The sequence below is a fragment of the Microbulbifer celer genome, from assembly GCF_020991125.1.
Taxonomy (GTDB): domain Bacteria; phylum Pseudomonadota; class Gammaproteobacteria; order Pseudomonadales; family Cellvibrionaceae; genus Microbulbifer; species Microbulbifer celer.
On sequence record NZ_CP087715.1, the window covers coordinates 3137267 to 3156022 of the forward strand.

The following is an 18756-nucleotide window of genomic DNA, read 5'->3' on the forward strand; positions in this document are numbered from 1 at the left end:
GTTGTTGCACTCGCCCTGGTGTTGCACTCGTCCTCTTTCATCCATTACTCAAAGAGGACGATACATCCGCACGTAATCCACCTCCATCCTTCTCGGCCAGATTTCCGGGTCCACGCCTTCCACGCCGCCCCAGTTTCCGCCGATGGCGAGATTGAGTATCACGTAAAAAGGCTTGTTGAACGGCCAGGATTCCCAGCCGTTGCCGTCGTTGATGTAGGTGAAGTAGTGCACGTCGTCGATAAAGAAGTCCATGCGATCCCGATCCCACTCCACTGCGTACTCATGGAATGCCGAACTCACATCCTCCATCATCACCGAGCCCTTGCGCTGCATACCGTTGACCCAGTAATACGCCTTGTTGTGAACCGTCGCATGTACCTGGCCCTGGTCGTAGCCCACGTGTTCCATGATGTCGATCTCGCCGCTGTCTGGCCAACCTTTGCCGTAACCGAGAAAATCCGTAGGCATCATCCAGATAGCAGGCCAGGTGCCACGGCCGGCTGGCAGCTTCGCACGTACTTCCACACGGCCGTAGAGCAGATCCCCTTTGTTCCGTGAATGGATGCGCCCGGAAGTGTAGTCCGCCCCTTTATAATCTTCCCTGTGTCCTTCCACTACCAGGACGCCATCCTGCACACGAATATTTTCCGGCCGGCCCGTGTAGTACTGCAACTCGTCGTTGACCCAGCCCGGGGGCTGCACTTCGACGTTCCACTTCTCCTGGTCAGGCGCGCCCTTGTAATCGAACTCGTCGGACCAATAGAGCTGCCACTCCCGATCGTGGCTGTGGGGCTCTGTCACCAGCAGAGCGCTTAGTGACGCGGGCCCTTGATCGCCGCGAAAGTCGATATTCAGCTCACCGTCCCCCACCACAATATTGGGAATGGTTACGCTGTAGGCGGTGTTGATTGCACCACTGATATCCCGCACATCCAGCGCTGCGATACGCTCGCGTCCTTCCACGTCAATAGAAAAGGTACGCTCGCCGGGCTTGTCCGCATCACTTTCCGCAAAGCGTAAGGTCAGATTATAACGGCCATCGGGCAGCGCTTTCCCGTAGGAAAAATCCACCCCACGGCGCTCACTCCGATACAGCTCCGGGTTGTGGCTGGCTTTAATTTTTCCACTGAGCGTTTCCACCGAGCCACCATTGAAACCCTCGTCCGCACCGTAAGTAATGCCGTCTGTGGATTCGAAAACGCCACCGCCCACGTTGACGGCCCAGACCGGCGGATTTTCGGCGCCGGCAGCCAGCGCGGGAATACCCAACAAAGCGAGGGATAAAAACTTCTTCTTCACGGACACCTCCATGCCACCATTTTGCACCCGGCGATACCTATCGCCAGGTGCATACTACTTATTTCACTGATTTTTCGGCGGCTTTCCGCAGCGTTTCGCCTCACCGAATACTGGGTGCGGCAAGCCGTCCCGACCGCAGCCGCGAGGCCCTTTGCCTTCACCATTGCCACGGTTTGGTTTGGATCTCGCGTCATTGCCATCGTCTCTGGAAGCTCCGCCCGACAGATAGACATTATCGATGGAAAGATCGACCACCTCACCAAAACCCAACACCTGGAACAGCTGACGCACATCGGTGATTTCCAGATCGGCCGCCAGATCGGACAACGGAATCACTACATCGTGCCACTGGCCGTCGCGGGCAAATCCGTAGGGATCATTTCCCGGGGCAAAGGTTGCCCAGGTCTGGCCGATGTCCTGCACATTGCCGCTCTTCATGCCGATACGGAATTCAGTCTGGTCGGTGGTACGCATGGAGAAGTGCAGTGCCGCTTCTTCATTATCAAACGCACTCAGATCGAAGCCCTCACGAGCGGCAAAGCCCATGCCGAACCACCCCAGGCCGTTGGAAGCGAGGTTCAGGGCGCTGTTCCCTTCCAGCGGGTTGCCGTGAGACAGAGACAGCGTGCCTTCCCATACGAACAGATCGCTGTTGTTTCCTTCAACCAGGGCGCCGGCAGAAGTATTGGCTTCGGTTTCGGTATAAATGCCAAAGCTTCCACCTTCCGGCGCCGGCAGCGCGGTGCTTTCGGTGAGATAGATATTGTCTATGGCAATATCGAAGGCTTCCCCCGGTGCCGGGCCGGAAATGGCAAACAGGGTCTGCACGGTTTCCATATCCACACCGCCGAACTTCGACAGCGGAATACTCACGTGATGCCAGGCACCGTCGCGCACCAGGCCATACTGTTCACCACCTTCTGCCAGCACAACTGTGCCCTGGCCGCCGGCTGTACTCATCATGTGTACTTCAATATTCACATCACTCTGCACCTGCATGTCGAACTCAAGAGTGCCGTGCTTGTAGTTGTGCAGGTTGTAGTCCGGGTGCAGTAATCCCATGCCCCACCAGTTGCCGGGCTGCACGCTGAACGCCAGTGACTCGGAACCTTCGAAAGGAACAGCGCTGGCCTCTACCATGTTGTTCCACACATACAGGTTGGTATTGTCTTCCCAGTCCAGCGCACTTTCCACCGGGTGGGTTTCGGTGAGGATACCGAAATCACCGGAGACGTAGTGTTCACTCGCCACTTCCAGCTCGGTGTGCTCGTTGGCATACAGGCGCACGTAATCCACATACATTTTTGCCGGGAAGTCTGCGGTGATCTGTGCGGGGTCGGTGATCTCGACGAAGTTCCAACCGCCTACGGCAAGGTTCAGCAGGATGTGCATGGGATTGTCGCGAAATTCCGACAGTTCCGGGGCGCTGGTGTCCATAGTGAGGACAGTGGTGTCGTCCACAGAGATCACCACCTCTTCCGGCGTCCAGTCCAGGCGGTAGATGTGATAATCCGTATAGAGCGGATCAGCCAGTACAGCGTGCCGGGAATGGGAGGCCTGCAGCCAGTCGCTCCAGGTACCGGTTTCATGCCACCAGTGCACCGCACCGGATACCGCATGGTTGACGGTGCCATCTTCCATGGCGGATTTGAATCCGGCTTCGAGGATGTCAATTTCACCGGACTTGGGCCAGCCGTCGACACCGTAGTTGTCGCCCAGCATCCAGAAGGCCGGCCACAGGCCGTTGTCCAGTTTCGGCAGTTTAATCCGTGCTTCCAGGGTGCCGAACTTGAATCCCACCCGGCCATTGGTGTGCAGGCGGGCGGAGGTGAACGGCTTGCCTTCGTAGTCTTCACGGCGCGCTTCGATCACCAGATTGCCGTCTTCGATATAGGCATTGTTCTGGGATGCGGTGTAGAACTGCATTTCACCGTTACCAAAACCGCTGCCGCCGGTGTTGTAGGTCCATACGCTGCGATCGATCTGCTCACCGTCGAACTCATCCGACCACACCGGGTCAGCTTGCGCGTGCGCAGTGATAGAGGCCAGCGGCTGAACCGCCAGGCACAGTGCGCCAATCAAGACACGTTGATTGGACAATAGCTTGGTTATTTTCATTATGTCTCCCATCGAACTTCTTTGTATTTATTGTCGGATCGGGATGTAAAACTCGGCTCATACCATCCGAATGAAAATTCAGCGCGCAGGAAGCCTTTGCGGATAACCAGAGAAACTTATCCACAAAGCCTGATCAGATCAGGGTTTTACTGCTTGCTGTTCGGGGTACTGCTTTCTGAAGCCGCGAACGGCGATATTATTGTTGTTATCCATATTTTGTAATCAGTTTCCGGCCACCACCTTGTGGGTGGATCGCGGAGCCCGGCTGCCGGAAAGATGGATGTGGCAGCCGGGCTTGCGGTCAGTCAAATTAACTCAACTTCATTAACCGCAGTTGATATCCGCCTCGGACTTGGCGGCGATACGAATATCGTGAATCGTGAGATCCAGTTTGCCAGCGGTGCGCACATAGAATGGAGAAAGCACCATATCCATTTTCGCCCCGCCTTTTGCCAGGCACTGCAGATCCACGGCAACGGTTTTCCATTCACCTGCGGTTGTGCCACTCAACAGTTCAGTGATGGACTGCTCGGCACCACAATCCTGGCCACAGTACATACCCAGGTTTACTGCATCGCTTGGCGCGCCATCGACTTTTACATCAAATACCAGCGCGCCCTGATTGCTCAGGTAAGCGGAGAGATCGGTACGGCTATTGGCAAAGAAACCGGCTACCGCATTGCCTTCACCGGTCCACTGCACACGACGGCTGTCTTCCTGCACGTTGCGGTCGACGGATTGCACGCTGATGCCCTGTAGCTTGGCGACACTGCTGGTAATTTCAGACTGGTTGTTGCCGGCATCGGTTACCTGGAAGCTCCACGGATCCAGTGCGCGACCGTTGAATACCGCCAGCGTTTCGTTGCCTTTGGAGGCTTTCAGGCCGCTCTCTTCAGACAACGCGGCAATCTGCACCTGGCTCTGGTAATCCAGACCGTAGCCGTAGTTGAACTGCGCCAGCGCTTCGTTTTCGCCGGGGTTACGCAGGGTGGGCTGGGCATCGTTCGGCCAGGAGAAGGTCAGCTGACCTTTGAAGTTATAATTCACTTCACCATTGGCCTTGCGGAAGATCACGTCGGCAACACCACCGCCCTCGGTACCCGGCTGCCAGATGACAGCAAAGGCATCAGACGCGTTGATTTCAGGGTTGGTCCACAATGGGCGGCCGGTAATGAACAGGGAAACCACCGGAATGCCCTGCTCTTTCAGGCTTTGCAGCAGCGCCAGGTCGCGCTCGCCCGGGTAATCCAGGTTGGAAATATCGCCCTGCATTTCCGCATAGGGGTCCTCACCGAACACAACAATGGCCACATCCGGCTTCTGCTCGAAGCTGCCATCTTCCGACAGCTCTGCGGTGCCACCGGCAGACTCAACCGCCTCGGCAATACCACCGTACACAGAGGTACCACCGGGGAAGTCGCTGTTCTGGTTGCCGGTACCCTGCCAAGTGATGCTCCAGCCACCAGCCTGCTTGCCGATATTGTCGGCGCCGTCACCGGCGACCAGCACGCGCTGATCACGGGCCAGCGGCAGCAGGTTGTCGTTGTTTTTCAGCAGCACCAGGGATTCGCGCACCGCCTGACGGGCGATGGCGCGGTGCTCGGCGGCACCGATCAGGGATTCATCACCGGCGTTAGCGCGCTCGGACGGCAGCCCCGCCTCGAACAGACCAGAGCGCATTTTCACTCGCAGGATGCGGCGCACCGCATCGTCGAGACGCTCTGCAGAAATTTCGCCGCTCTTCGCCTGTGCCACGGTATTCGCGTAGAGTTCCTTCCAGCTCGGGTCCGGCGCCATAAACATATCAAGGCCGGCGTTGATTGCCTGCGGGCAGCTTTCATTGGTACAGCCATTGACGAACTGGTGGCCGGCCCAGTCGCCAACCACAAAACCGTCAAATCCCAGACGGTCTTTGAGCACATCGGTCATCAGGTACTTGTGGCCGTGCATCTTCTCGCCGTTCCAGCTGCTGAAGGAGGCCATCACCGACTGCACGCCGGCTTCGATGGCAGAGAAGTAACCCTGCGCATGGATCTCAACCAGCTCTTTTTCGCTCATCACTGCGTCACCGCGGTCGATGCCGTTCTCGGTGCCGCCATCGGCCAGGAAGTGCTTGGCGGTGCCGATCACATGCTTGCCGTGCAGCAGCTCTTCACTGTCGTGGGCGCCCTGTAGGCCTTCCACCAGTTTGCCGGCGTAGTCATACACCACCTGAGGATCTTCGGAATAGGATTCGTAGGTGCGACCCCAGCGGTCGTCACGCACTACTGCGAGGGTGGGCGCGAAGATCCAGTCGATGCCGGTCGCGCGCACTTCGGCCGCAGTGGCGGCACCGATCTGGCGCATCAGTTCGGGATTCTGGGTGGCGCCGAGAGCGATGTTATGGGGGAATAGGGTCGCGCCGATCACGTTGTTGTGGCCGTGTACGGCGTCGGTGCCCCAGATCATGGGGATGCCGACTCCACCGTCACTGGTGTCGATGGAGGCTTTGTAGTACTCGTCCGCCAGTGCGACCCAATCGTCCACGGTTGCGTGTTTGTTGTCGCCGGGGAAGGCGCCGCCGCCGTTCAGGATGGAGCCGATATTGTATTGCTTCACTTCTTCCGGGGTGGCCGCACGGATTTCCACCTGCACCATCTGGCCGACTTTTTCTTCCACGGTCATTTTGGCGAGCAGCTCGTCGATGCGCGCTTCGATGGCCGGATCTTTCTCAATGGGACTGGTCAATTGCGGCCAGGCATCATTGACGCTGACACCTTCCGTTTTCGGCTTGGCGGCCGCTTTCTGTTCGACCTGTTCACCGCAGCCGGCGAGCCCACCGCCGGCTATCAGACCGGAGATGACCCCCAGCAGAATTCGCTTCTTCATCACCGCTACACTCCCATCAATTTCCTGGCTGGTTATTCTTGTGACTCAATGTCTATTACCGGTTCTGTTGAACACGGCTCTGTCAGTATTCGTTGTACCCACTGCACGAAAAAGGGTCGTCCCACTTTGAAATCCGCCAACAAAATGGTGCACACCACCTTGCCACCCGCGGAAAACCACAAAATGGGACTCACCCAGGACCTCGGTTAATCTGCTGTGGCGGTGGCGCTACCGGGTGCGGTCTTGTGAGACACGCCGTGAACCCATCCGTGGGGGCTCTTCTGCGAGGTCCCTCTCGCAGAAGGTCTCACAAGACCGCCCCCGGCATCGCCACCTTCGCCCGCAGTTCACGTCGCGACTACTTGACCACGCGCACGTTATCCACCTGCAATACCGCCCCCATCTGGTTACCCCAGGTGGGTGAGATCACAAAGGGGGTATCCACGCTCTCCGCGTTGAGGCCCTGATTGACTAGTTCCATCAGCGGGATCTGAAAATGTGTCCACTGGTCCAGTGCAGGCATATCCAGGGGGTAGTCCCCGGAGGTACAGCCGTTGTTGAAGATACAGTCAGCGCGGAAAGTGAGCCCGGCAGAGCCGGCATCCGCGGGCTCTTCCAGAACCCGCAGGTCAAATTCGATATAGGTGTAATCACTCAGATCGTAAGTGGCCTCGGACTGGAAAAAGCCGATACCCTCGTCGGTGTTGTAGGTGATTTGGCCTACATCCCCATAATCACCACCGGCATCGACCACTTCGAAATCCACACTTCCGAAACTGCTCCAGGAGTACCACTGGTAGGGTGCGTTGACTTCGCCATCGAATATCGCGATCTCATCCCCTTCCGGTGCCTGCGGTGGTTGGGTGCCTTCGTTGTAGACGAAATCGCCATCGGTACTGGCACAACCCTTGCCGGTTTCAAAGTCTTCGGTGCACTGATAGACCCGCACATAGTCGATGATGAATTCCTGCGGGAAGGCGCTTTCATCAATGCCGGTGTCGTTGACATTGGATGGCCAGTCGCCGCCCACTGCCAGGTTCAGAATCAGGTGGAAGGTCTGATCAAAAGGTGCATTGGGGTTATCCAGTGCGGCGGTGGTGTACCAGCCGTCCGCTTTCTGGATGGCGTAGTGGTCGCCGTCTACGTACCAGCGGATTTCCCCCTCTTCCCATTCCACCGCGTAGGTGTGGAAATCGTCCGCGGGGTTCAGGTCACCAGGGATGCGGTAGGCTTCACCGGAATAGACGTTGCCCGGCCAGTTATCGCCGTAGTGCAAAGTGCCGTGGATATGGTCCTCACCACCCACCTTCAGGTTGACCGCTTCCAGAATGTCGATTTCCCCGGAGAGCGGCCAGCCGCCGTAGTTCCATTCGGTGGGCAACATCCAGAACGCGGGCCAGCTGCCCTGGCCGAAGGGCAGTTTTGCGCGCATCTCAAAACGGCCGTATTTCCAGTCACCCAGGTTCTTGGTGCGCAGGCGCGCGGAGGTGTAGGTGCCGCTGCCGGAGGTATCTTCCGGATCGTAGTTGGGATCGTCGTCAACCATACCGGGGCCGGTGGCGTCTTCGCGGACAGCCTTGATGTGCAGCATATCGTCGGCAACCCAGGAGTTGTCTGCGGAATCGTTATAACACTGGGCCTCGTTATTGCCGCCGCCGGTGCAGTTTTTCTCGTGGGACCATTTTTCGCTGTCGATGGCATCCCCGGAGAACTCATCCGCCCACACCAGGCAGTAACCGGAGTTCATCGGATCTTCCAGGCAACGCTCGGGGCGCTCGTCCACCGGTGGCTCGACCACGCCGATATCGTCATCATTGTTGTTGTTATTGGAACCACCACCGCCACCGCAGGCAGTTGCTGCTATTGCCAAGGCGAGCGTAGTAGTACGGAAAAGGAATCTGGACATCGCTGTCTCCTTATCATTGTTTATTGTTTTATGTTTCTCTCCGCTGAGAGACCACTGATCTAATGTCGAAAAGCAACCATCGTCGCCCCACATTGCTGAAACGGGCAAGGTGGGTCTGATGATTTCTGCGGGGAAGGCTCTGATCGCTCGTACACAAAAAAGGGCGAGGTAGAAACCCCGCCCAACAACACTCAACGACCAATTTTTGTGATTTACCTGGAAGCTTTTTGTAAAGATTTACAGGGAGTTCAGGAAGTTCAATAGATCCTGCTTGCCAGAGGCCGACAGTCCCTGATAGCCATTTTTTGATGCTTCACCTTCACCGCCGTGCCACAGAATGGCCTCTTCGATGGAGCGCGCGCGGCCGTCGTGCAGGTAGCTGTGCTCGGGAGTGCAGACTTCGTTCCCCTGGCCACCGACCGGGTTTTCCACCCCACCGGTGACACAAGCGGAAAGTCCCAGCCCCCACAGCGGCGCGGTGCGCCATTCTGCACCACTGGCTTCACCTTCACCCAGATTGTCGGCAAGGCCCGGTCCCATATCGTGCAGCAGCAGATCGGTGTACGGGTGGATGGTCTGATCACGCAGTTCCGCAAACGGATGATTTGCGCTGGTCTGCTGCGTTGGTGTATGACAGTCGGCACAGCCGATACTGCTGAACAGCTGCTGGCCGTTTTGTACCGAGGGGTCGTCGTGATTGCGCTGCGGGCGTACGCCCAGCAGGGCAATATATTTGGTGAGATCCTGCAGGTGCTGGTCGTCCAGTTCGGCACCGCCACTACCACAATCGTTCTGGCTACTACCGCAGTCCGGCTCGGGAAAGACGGAAGTCATCACGCCCATATCGGTATTGAAGGCACGCGCCAACTGGTGACGGATACTCGGTGCACCGGCTTTCCAGCCAAAGCGACCAAGACGGGTATCGCCGGTTTCCGGATCCACCACACGGTTAACACGCCCGGAAATGCCATCGCCATTGCTGTCGTTCGGATCAGCCTGGGCAACGATTGCGCTTTCCTCGATTGCCTCCAGCAGGCCCATACCCACCAGATTCGGCGCGATGCGCGCGGAAAAACGCTCCGGGGTGACACCGGTAAACGCATAGTTGGGAGAACGCAGACCGTTCTGCTCACTCCAGAATGCAATGGAAACATTGCCTTCACTGGAAGCACCGCCGCGCGCTTTGGGTTGTAATGCGGAACCGAGATAGGGGTCCGGGTTGCCGTTGGCATCCGCCACTTTAAAGGTCCACTTCTCCAGCGGCTCCCCAACCGGTGCCGGCGCGGCACGGCCGTTGCGCTCGTGGCAGCTCGCGCAACTGTCGGCAATATAGTGCGGTCCCGCGAGGCCGATCATATCCTGCAGCGGAGGGTTTTCGATCGGCTTCTCATCGTGCACGCCATCTACCGCGGAGGAATGTAGAACACGGCGGCCACGCATAAACGGCTGCGCATTTTCATAGCCGATGTTGGTGGCCATTTGCATGAAGTGGTTATCCGTCTCGCCGGACGTCAGCGCATGGATGGTAGTATCGCCACCCAGCCATGCGGCCTCTGGAATTTTGTAGGAATCCTTCACGCCACCGAATGGCGTGGTGCCGCCCACATCCCAGGGCACCAATCCCTCACCGACAATGTACAGGAAAGTAGTGCCGTAATAATTCGCACGACCGTTGGGCACACTGGCATCCAGGAACTGGCTGAGTTCAAATTCCAGCTTGTCGCCTACCTGGATATTGCGGCCTTCGCGACAGTTGTAGGTGCGCTCCTTATGGTAGTTGTACTGGTCTTCCACCACCATGGTGCCGTTGTCGCAGTACTCGGCTACCGTGCCCACGCCGCGATAGAACCAGCGATTTTCCGCTTCGGTATCACTCAATTTGAATTCGGTGCGCACATTCATACGGACACTGTCGCCGCCCTTGGCCACCTCATCGATAATCTCGATCGCCGCGGTGCGGTCTTCCCAGTAAAAGCTCAGGTAATGGTCGTACGCCTGGAAATGATCTTCCTTGGCGTGGCGATCCCGCGCGCGATCGGAGAAGCGCGTGACCAGCGCAGTAGCGGTTTCGTACTGGATGACCGGCTCCAGAGGTGTGCTGCCATCATACAACGGCACTATGCTGCCGAGATCTGCGCCACCGGAAGAAGAACTACTGGAACCGCCGCCGGACGAGCCTCCGGATGAGCTGCTCGAAGAGCCGCCGCCAGACGAACTGCTGGAACTGCTGGAGGAACCGCCGGAGCCGGAACCACCACCAGAGGAAGAAGAGGAAGAGCCGCCCTGCCCGCCAAAAGTAAACTGCGCGGCGTCAGTGGTCTCGCCCACACCATTGGTAATCTTGGTAAAGAAATAGGAAACGGTATCGCCGCTGGACAGATTGGGAACATCGTACGTCCACTCGCTGCCACTCTGATTCATGCGCACATTCTGCTGGGCGCCGCCATTGATCGAATAATGCAAGTCGACAATATCGCCACCGTCCATTTGCGCCCGGGCAGTGGATCCATTCACTTCCAGCATACAACCGTTATCACAGGTGGCCGGCGAGCCGAACACGCCCAACTCCCAAATCGAATAGCCCCACTGGTTGCCCGCGCTGCGGGACAGACCGTTAATGCGAACATAGCGGTATGTCCCATTTACGGAGACGGAATCGGTACGGTGGCCGAACTGGCCGCCGGTCTGGGTCGACAAGGTGGTCCACTGACTGCCGTTACTGGAGCCCAGGATCTCATAGGTATCGGCATTAGCCGCTTCCCAGAAAATTTCCACCTGGTTCAGATTGTACAGTTGGCCGAGATCAATACTCAGCCAGGAAGGATCGGTCTGTGCCGCTGACGCCCATCGTGTACCGTTGTCGCCATCTACCGCATACGCAGCGGCAAGGTCCGCGGTACTGGCAGTGACGGAAGCGCCCGTGGCGAGATTGGTCGATGGATTCTGGATTTGGGCCTGGGCAGTAATACTCATGGCGTACAATGCCGAAGCCGTCATCAGAGAAAAAACGGGCGCCAGAAAGGCTCCCCGCTGATGAGGGGGTAAACGCATGGGTCGAACCTCGCTTTATTTATTGTTGATTATTGGATTGTGAGCACTGTCGCTCTTATCTCAGTTCATCGCGAGATTAAACGTAGTTTTTTAGTGTCTTGACGTCGTCCCACTTTGCGATTTTCACCAAGATGGTGCGAGATAAAAGCGCGGTTGCGGGCCCAGCAACGGAAAACCTTGAACTGCGTCTCAGTCCGCCCCTCGGTATCTGCCTCGACGATCAATTATGCGAACTCAAAGAAAAGGTTCGCAGTCAGCCTACCTGTCTTAGGATCGGCACTGATATCGGCCTGTTCATCAACCAGAATGGAATGCAGCACATTTCCCGGATAAACCGTAAGGCGATGTTGCTGATATTCTATTTCGTGGAACAATTCATAGTCGTCGCGGCTTTCTTTCACGTAGCCGGCAGAAGGGCCACCCTGCTGCTGCAAGAACTGATCGGCCACAGAGAAATAGGTTTCGGCGCGCTCTTCGCTCACCCGTTCATAGCCGGTGCTTTTATGCCGGAAAAAACCAGTGCCACCGTGAGGACCGGGATTTAGATAAAGTAACAGGGCAAAAAAATACGGGTTGGATGTATCGAAGTGTGGAATACGCTGCAAGTCCCCCAATGCAGACGGTGCACGGGTAATCAGCGAGAAGTTGGCATCGCGCGGCTTCAACCGCAGGTGCCTCGGGATATCAAAAACCGGATACAACTGACGGAAGAGCCCGCGTAATACTGCCACGACGGCTTCTTTCGGGATGGGGGCTCGCACGCCAGGATAGTAAGTCTTCACATCCGGTGCAAAAGTGGCCTGATAAGCCGCGTTCTGCAACGGCGCGGTGAACATGTCAAAACTATCAAGCGTCAGAATCGGCGTCTTGTCATTACCGATATGTTCGATTTTCCGTTGAACTTTCTCGCCCCCCGCTCCGTTCACAGTCAATCCATCCGGGCTTTACAATAGTGGTTGATAAACTCCATATGGTTTGGCCAGCCATCCACGACACCGCGCACCTGGCTGCGGATGCTGCCGAGGAAGCGGCTTAGCTCGTCATCGCTCATCATATCCACTATCGGGTGGTAAGTTTGCGGCATCAACCCCTGGCCGAGCAGTACCTGCAGCCAGGAGCTCTCGCCAAAAAGCTCGGTGCCGTTCTGGTAAACGCGACCGCTTTCTTCAAATACTTGCATGCGACGAGCGAGAGATTCAGGAACGTCCATATTGCGACAGTGGCGCCAGAACTCGGAATCCCGCCGGTCGGTCAGTTTGTAGTGCAAGACGACAAAATCTCGCACATTTTCTGTTTCTTCCCGGATCAGCTGGTTGAATTCATCGACATCCACCTGCTTGATACCATCGGAGGGGAACAGGGTCATCAAGCGAACAATACTGCGCTGGATAAGATGAATACTGGTGGATTCCAGTGGTTCGATAAAGCCACTGGAAAGACCGATTGCCACGCAGTTTTTGTTCCAGTGCTGGCGGCGCGTACCGGTGCGGAACGGGATCACCCGCGGATCGTTCAGCGGCTCCCCCTCGATATTATCCAGCAACTGCTGCAGCGCCTGCTCTTCGTTCATGTAATGACTGCAGAACACCAGACCATTGCCGGTACGCGACTGCAGGGGAATACGCCACTGCCATCCGGATTCCCGCGCAATAGAGCGGGTATAGGGAACCGGGTTTTCCCCTTTACCGGTTTGCACCGCAACCGCCCGATCACAGGGCAACCAGTGCCCCCAATCGTCAAAACCGGTATGCAACGCCTTGTCGATCAGCAGGCCGCGGAAGCCGGTACAGTCGATGAATAGATCACCTTCCAGCAGCTCACCGCTTTCCAGCTTGAGCGCCTTGATAAAACCGTTGTCGTGATCCAGCTGCACATCATCAATCTTGCCTTCGATGCGCACTGCGCCATTTTTTTCCGCCAGCATCCGCAGGTATTTTGCGTACAGGCTGGCATCAAAATGATAGGCATGGGTGCGCTCGCTGCGTGGAGATACCGCGTATTTTCCCAGACGCGCCCCCAGGTGTTCTTTGGTGTAATCACCGATATCGTAGTCAATCCCCTGCTGTTTTCCCTTCACCCAGAAGTGACTGAAATTGCACGCCCAGCAGTCTTTACCTGCCGCACCAAAGGAGTGAATATAGTCTTCACCGACGTCTTTCCAGTTCTCAAACTCGATACCCAATTTGAAAGTGGCATTGGTGAACGCCATCATTTCCCGCTCGTCGATACCGAGCAGCTGGTGAAATAAGTGCAGTGTGGGAATAGTGGCTTCACCGACACCCACGGTGCCGATGGCTTCGGACTCCACCAGTTTAATATCGAGGTTTTTTCCCAGCAATTTGGCCAGTGCCGCGGCGGTCATCCAGCCTGCGGTTCCACCACCAGCAATAATCACCCGGCGAATAAGTTTGTCAGTTTTCACAGTGTCATCTCTCACTTATTGATTCCGTCAAGCGTTATCAGCGCTTCAGGTCATTCTGTAGCTTCGCACGCAATTGCATCGCCTTTTCCAGCGACAGCGGCTGTTCCAATATCCCTTGGGCGGCGGGCGCTATATGCTCAGCGGCGCCTTCATCAGCGTCAAAGATGTAGTAATCAAACAATGCCTTCCAGGCCTTGCGCTGATGGGCCGGCAGGTTGCGCAAACCGAGAACTGCGTGCAGCAGCGCATTGGTGGGGCGCCCCATAAAGGCTTCAGAATCCCGCCACCAATGGGTATACAGAACGTTCAGCGTATCCAGGCTTTCCACGTGATGCCACCACATGCCGGGAATGTATAGCGCATCACCGGGGTTCAGTTCTGCAATCTGTGCATTTGCCAACGCGTCGCGAAATTTGGGGAAACGTTCAAAATCCGGATCGTAAAAGTCCACCAGACTGATTTCCTGTCCGCCGGGCGCAAACTCAAGCGGGCCGGGGTAGAGGTTCGCTATCTGCTCCGGGGGCAACAGGGTAAAACGCCGCTTGCCGGCAATATTGCAGGCGAGATTGTTCGGAAAATCGTAGTGCGCGGCCACACGCACCTTGTTGCCCAGCCACAAAGAGCCGACAGGAGAAACACTGTTCACCCCGGCATCGTTGGCGGCGGCAAACCCCGGAAACCAGTAGCCGACTTCTGAGGAAGGCATATACCGCATGGGCGTACTTTCGACATCGGCGCTGGCCAGAATTTCATCCAGCAGCACTCCCAGTGGTACACGACGGGTCTCGAAATTGAAGCCACTCAGGTCTTCATTGTAGAAAACCCGACCGCCCGCTTCCGCCGAACCGAAACAACCATTGACGGCATGCCCGCTGTATTGCTGCAGCAGGTATTCGGCCATTGCCTGTGGAGACTGCTTCGCCGCCTGTACCGCAGGAAAGTGATCGCAGTAGCCGCGCAATACCAGCGGACGGGCTACGCCCGCAACAGACTCCAGCACATTTTCCGGCGTTGTACCCTGTACTTCATCCGCAACAGGCAGGCCGGCAGATTCGATAAACGGCTTGCTCATGTCGTCCTCACTCTGGCAATTTATCTGACTGCGGCACGACGGTTTTTTTCATCTACCAGCCGACGAACCTGAGCCTGGGACGCCAACACCATATAGATGGCCTCAAGGAATCCTGCCCGATGGAGTTTGCTCAGATCTTCCGCGCTCAATGTACGCAGCCGCTCTTCATCAATAGTGTAAAAGCCTTTGAGCTGGTTGGTTTCGCCATTATCCAACGTAACATCCAGAGTAAAGGACTCCAGCAGCCCGTGAATCTGTAGTGCAGGAATAAACTGCGCATTCTGCTCGACACCCTGGTGAATTGCTTCAAGCATATCTGACACGCCGTCCAGGTATGGTGAGTTTCCGCCATATTCCAGAAACAACGGTTCACCATGCTCATGATTGACACGCGGGTTATCGAGATCAATATGAATCACACGGCGGGTTTTCCGTACACCGTCTTCGACCACATTCTGGCGGCCGATCAGAAACGGTTCGCGACGGATCGTGAGCGGGATGTAGGAAGCCGCCCAGCCGCTATCGCTCAGATACAGGTTTTCTCCGGGCTGAAAACCGAGCAGTACCAGCGGAAAGAAGTCGCCGGTTTTAGCGTCCTTCTGAAAAAAGATCGGGTAGTGGCCCTGAAGGGCGCGAAATTCCAGCGGGAAGGTCAATGCATACCAGCTGTCATCGCCAAAGGCGGCTGAGCGCGTCGTATCAATTCGCAGGTCGCGATGCTCGACGTTGTTCAGCAATACTGCATTTGCCATCGTATTTCTCTCGTAGTGGTTAATTATTGTTGTAGTAGGGTTGCATAAATAACCGGATCAAAAAAGCCGCTGACCCGAAGGGCCAGCGGCTTTCCGTTGCCTTAATAAACCATCCTGTGAAATGACTTAGAAGGCGTAACGGGCGCCCACTTGCCAGCGCTCACCACCCTGGTAGAGACCCATGATCTGACGCACGTCTCGCCCATGAACACGCTGGTACTCGTCGGTAACATTAATACCTTCCAGGAATACCTGCATACCTTCCACTTGCGGCAGTTCGTAGCTCACATTCACGTCGATCTGGCTGTACTCCTCCACGTACTGCGGGTTGGCGCCGGTATCCTGACCTCGAGAGCTCAGGAATTTGTCACGCCAGTTATACGCAATACGCGCCTGGAATCCGTTCATGTCGTAGAAACCGATCAGGTTTGCAGAATCGCTCAGGCCGATCATCGCTTCCTGATCCACCAGCAGGAACGGGTCATACTCCAGCTCGGAATCAACGATGGTGTAGTTCGCCTGCATACCGAAACCGGTCTCGCCGAACATGTGCTGAACTGCCAGCTCCAGACCGTCGATGGTGTTTTCCACATCGCTGTTGGTCGGGGTATCCACCCGGAAAACCATGTCGCGGTCAGTTTCAGGGTTGCCCTGAATAAAGATCTGATCGATCACAGTCTCGCCAGCATCATTCTCCGTGTAGGTGACATTGACGAACTCGCTATCGGCGTAGTTTTCGGCAATGTAAGTACGGATCCCGGCGGCATCATTAGCGCCGTTCGCACGAGCCTCATCCACCAGCGCGCCATCCCAGGGGTTGGGGATATTGAACAGATTGGTATCGGTCTTGACCGAGCTGATGAAGTTGGAAACTTCCTTGCGGAACAGGCCAGCAGAAGCGTAGCTGGTTTCGCCGTAGTACCACTCAACCGACAGGTCATAGTTGATGGACTCGTATGGCTTCAGACTCGGGTTACCGGTAGAGCCCCCCCCAATACCACCGTTGGCAATCGTGCCTACCGTAGTACCACCTTTGATAGAGTTGTAGTCCGGACGGGTAATCGACTGGCTGACCGCTGCGCGGGCCACAACATCCTCGGTTACATCGAGCTTGAATGCGAGGCTCGGCAGCCAGTAGTCATAATCTCCCTGCTCGCGCTGGTATTCCTGATCGCCGTTGCCACTAACAACCGCTTCGTTGTTGGAGTTCCAGTCCACCCGGTTATAGACCGGCACAACCGAGACGGAATCGACTTCGGTCTGCTCGTAACGCAGGCCGGCGTTAACCTGGTAGGGCATTCCACTCACTTCGGAGAAGAAATTGTACTGGGCAAATGCTGCCGTCGAAGTCTCGGTAGTCTCGCGGTCTGTATCAGAAGCCCAATCGGTGGAAGCACAGAACGCTGTGCCGCAGTCGCCCAGACGGTTGGCCGTGGCCCGGTCTGCCGCGTTGTCGGCATACAGGCTTTCTGCCAGTGAGACCATGGCGCCGAAGTCATAGGCGAAATAGGTGTCCATCGGCTCGAGGCCACCCAGCTCGGAGAAATCCCCCCAGGACATATCGAACTGATCGGAGATACTCTCTTCGGTGAACAACTCATCCGGCAGGTCGGAGGCCGGACCGGCACCACCCCAGTTGTTACGCTGTACAAATACGGAGCGCGAACGGTTAGTTACTTCCTGGCGAGAAATACCGAAATCGATATTGCTGGAGTCGTTGACTTCGAAATTACCGGCGAAGCGGAACTGATCCACTTCAGACTCATCGAGGGTGTTGTAGAACGCGGAACCGGTCACCTGGATATCGGATGCATTGATGCCATTGTCGGTGTAGACATGGATCGCCGGCAGTTCGTTGGTGTAGTCGACACTGCTGCCGTTACGTACCATGGCAGCCAGAGTAAAGGTATTGTCGGTACCGTAAGGACTATCCGGACGACGCTCGGCTTCGGAGTGCTGCGCATCGAACTCCAGACTCAGGCGGTCACTGACCTGCCAGTCCAGGTTGATACCGAACATATCGCCTTCGTTGACTTCGGCCATGCTGCCGCCGCCGATTGCCACATCGCTCGGCTCACCTTTGAACTCGCTATAGATCAGCGGAGAGGAGATCGGGCCGTCGCTCCAGACACCGCGCTGATCGCCATCCCAGGAGTGGTACACGGAGATATCGCTGAACTGCTTGGCGATCTTGTTCTGGTAGTAGTTGTAATCCATGGTCGCCGTGAAATCGTCGGTCGGCGCCCACTGCAGCACCAGCTGACCGTTGGTCCGCTTACGCTGCTGCTCTTCAAACTTGTAGGCGGTGTTCTGGGGAACAGAATAAATATCGCCCTCGCCCGGACGGTTCACCTGGTTCTCGGTAGGCACCGCACCCCACTGGTCATTCACGCCATCCCAGTTGTTGTCCATCTGGCCTTCAACACTGATCCAACCACCCGGTACGGTGGACTGGGCACTGCCACTTTCACGCTCCTGAAAAGAGCCGGAGATGGCGACACCGAATTTGCCGTCGGCAAAGGTGTCGGAGTAGAAACCGCTGTATTCCGGTGTGATATCGGCATCTTCGGAAGACTCATCCATCACACCTTTCACGGAAAAACGCACGGTGCGCTCAGGCGTTTCCAGCGGGCGTGCGGTGGTCATGTTGATGGTGGCGCCCATGCCGCCGGACGGCAGGGTGGCATCGCTGGTTTTGGCAACCTCTACACCGGTCACCATATCGGAGGCAATATTCTGGAAATCGAAGGAGCGGCCGCCGGTGGTACGCGCCAGCTGACGTCCGTTCAGGGTTACCAGGTTGAAGTCGGGGCCCAGGCCGCGCACGGTGACTTTGCTGCCTTCACCATTGACCCGGTCAATAGACACACCGGAGATACGCTGCATGGATTCCGCCAGGTTGGTATCGGGAAACTTACCGATATCTTCTGCGGAGATGGCATCGACAACGCCGTTGGCATCGCGCTTCGCATCCATGGCCTTATCGAGACTGCCGCGAATACCCAGTACGACCACCTCTTCCAGTGATACGTTCTGTTCGCTCTGGGCCAGGGCCTGGCTGCTGACACCCGCGAGGGTAGCAATCGCTACCGCAATAGAGTTCTTCTTGAATCCGGTCATTCTGTTCATGGAGTTGTCTCCCCCATCGTCACGTCATTTTCGTTATTTGGGTTCGCCAGGGGGTAACTCGAAACCGCAAACGGGGTACCCGCTCTGACGCAAGCCTATACTCCGCCGGCGCGCCAAAGTGAGTCGTCCCACCTTGAGA

At 56.6% G+C, this 18756-nt stretch carries 10 protein-coding genes; all 10 read right to left on the reverse strand.

The window, feature by feature from the left end:
* Positions 1-48 precede the first annotated feature (48 nt).
* Positions 49-1299, reverse strand: a complete 1251-nt coding sequence (locus LPW13_RS13050) for a family 16 glycosylhydrolase (protein WP_230436000.1) — start codon at positions 1297-1299, stop codon at positions 49-51.
* Between the two features lie 63 nt (positions 1300-1362).
* Positions 1363-3417, reverse strand: a complete 2055-nt coding sequence (locus tag LPW13_RS13055; RefSeq protein WP_230436002.1) for a glycoside hydrolase family 16 protein — start codon at positions 3415-3417, stop codon at positions 1363-1365.
* A 324-nt stretch (positions 3418-3741) separates the two neighbouring features.
* Positions 3742-6285 carry a glycoside hydrolase family 3 protein gene (locus LPW13_RS13060; protein WP_230436004.1) on the reverse strand — a complete coding sequence of 848 codons (2544 nt, stop codon included), beginning with the start codon at positions 6283-6285 and terminating at the stop codon, positions 3742-3744.
* 358 nt (positions 6286-6643) lie between these two features.
* Complete coding sequence (locus LPW13_RS13065; RefSeq protein ID WP_230436006.1) at positions 6644-8191, reverse strand: glycoside hydrolase family 16 protein; 1548 nt, start codon at positions 8189-8191, stop codon at positions 6644-6646.
* A gap of 237 nt (positions 8192-8428) precedes the next feature.
* The gene (locus LPW13_RS13070; RefSeq protein WP_230436008.1) at positions 8429-11242 is read right to left on the reverse strand and encodes a di-heme oxidoredictase family protein; all 2814 of its coding nucleotides are present in this window, start codon (positions 11240-11242) and stop codon (positions 8429-8431) included.
* Between the two features lie 224 nt (positions 11243-11466).
* Entirely contained in the window at positions 11467-12168 is a 702-nt protein-coding gene (locus tag LPW13_RS13075) for a DUF6445 family protein (RefSeq protein ID WP_230436010.1), read from the reverse strand.
* Between the two features lie 2 nt (positions 12169-12170).
* Complete coding sequence (locus LPW13_RS13080; RefSeq protein WP_268932641.1) at positions 12171-13664, reverse strand: tryptophan halogenase family protein; 1494 nt, start codon at positions 13662-13664, stop codon at positions 12171-12173.
* Positions 13665-13701: 37 nt separating this feature from the next.
* Positions 13702-14736 (reverse strand): cupin-like domain-containing protein, encoded by a 1035-nt coding sequence (locus LPW13_RS13085; protein ID WP_230436012.1) that lies wholly within the window; start codon positions 14734-14736, stop codon positions 13702-13704.
* Between the two features lie 20 nt (positions 14737-14756).
* On the reverse strand, positions 14757-15488 hold the full coding sequence (locus LPW13_RS13090) for a SapC family protein (protein ID WP_230436014.1): 732 nt from the start codon (positions 15486-15488) through the stop codon (positions 14757-14759).
* A gap of 126 nt (positions 15489-15614) precedes the next feature.
* Entirely contained in the window at positions 15615-18617 is a 3003-nt protein-coding gene (locus tag LPW13_RS13095) for a TonB-dependent receptor (RefSeq protein ID WP_230436015.1), read from the reverse strand.
* Positions 18618-18756: the final 139 nt, after the last annotated feature.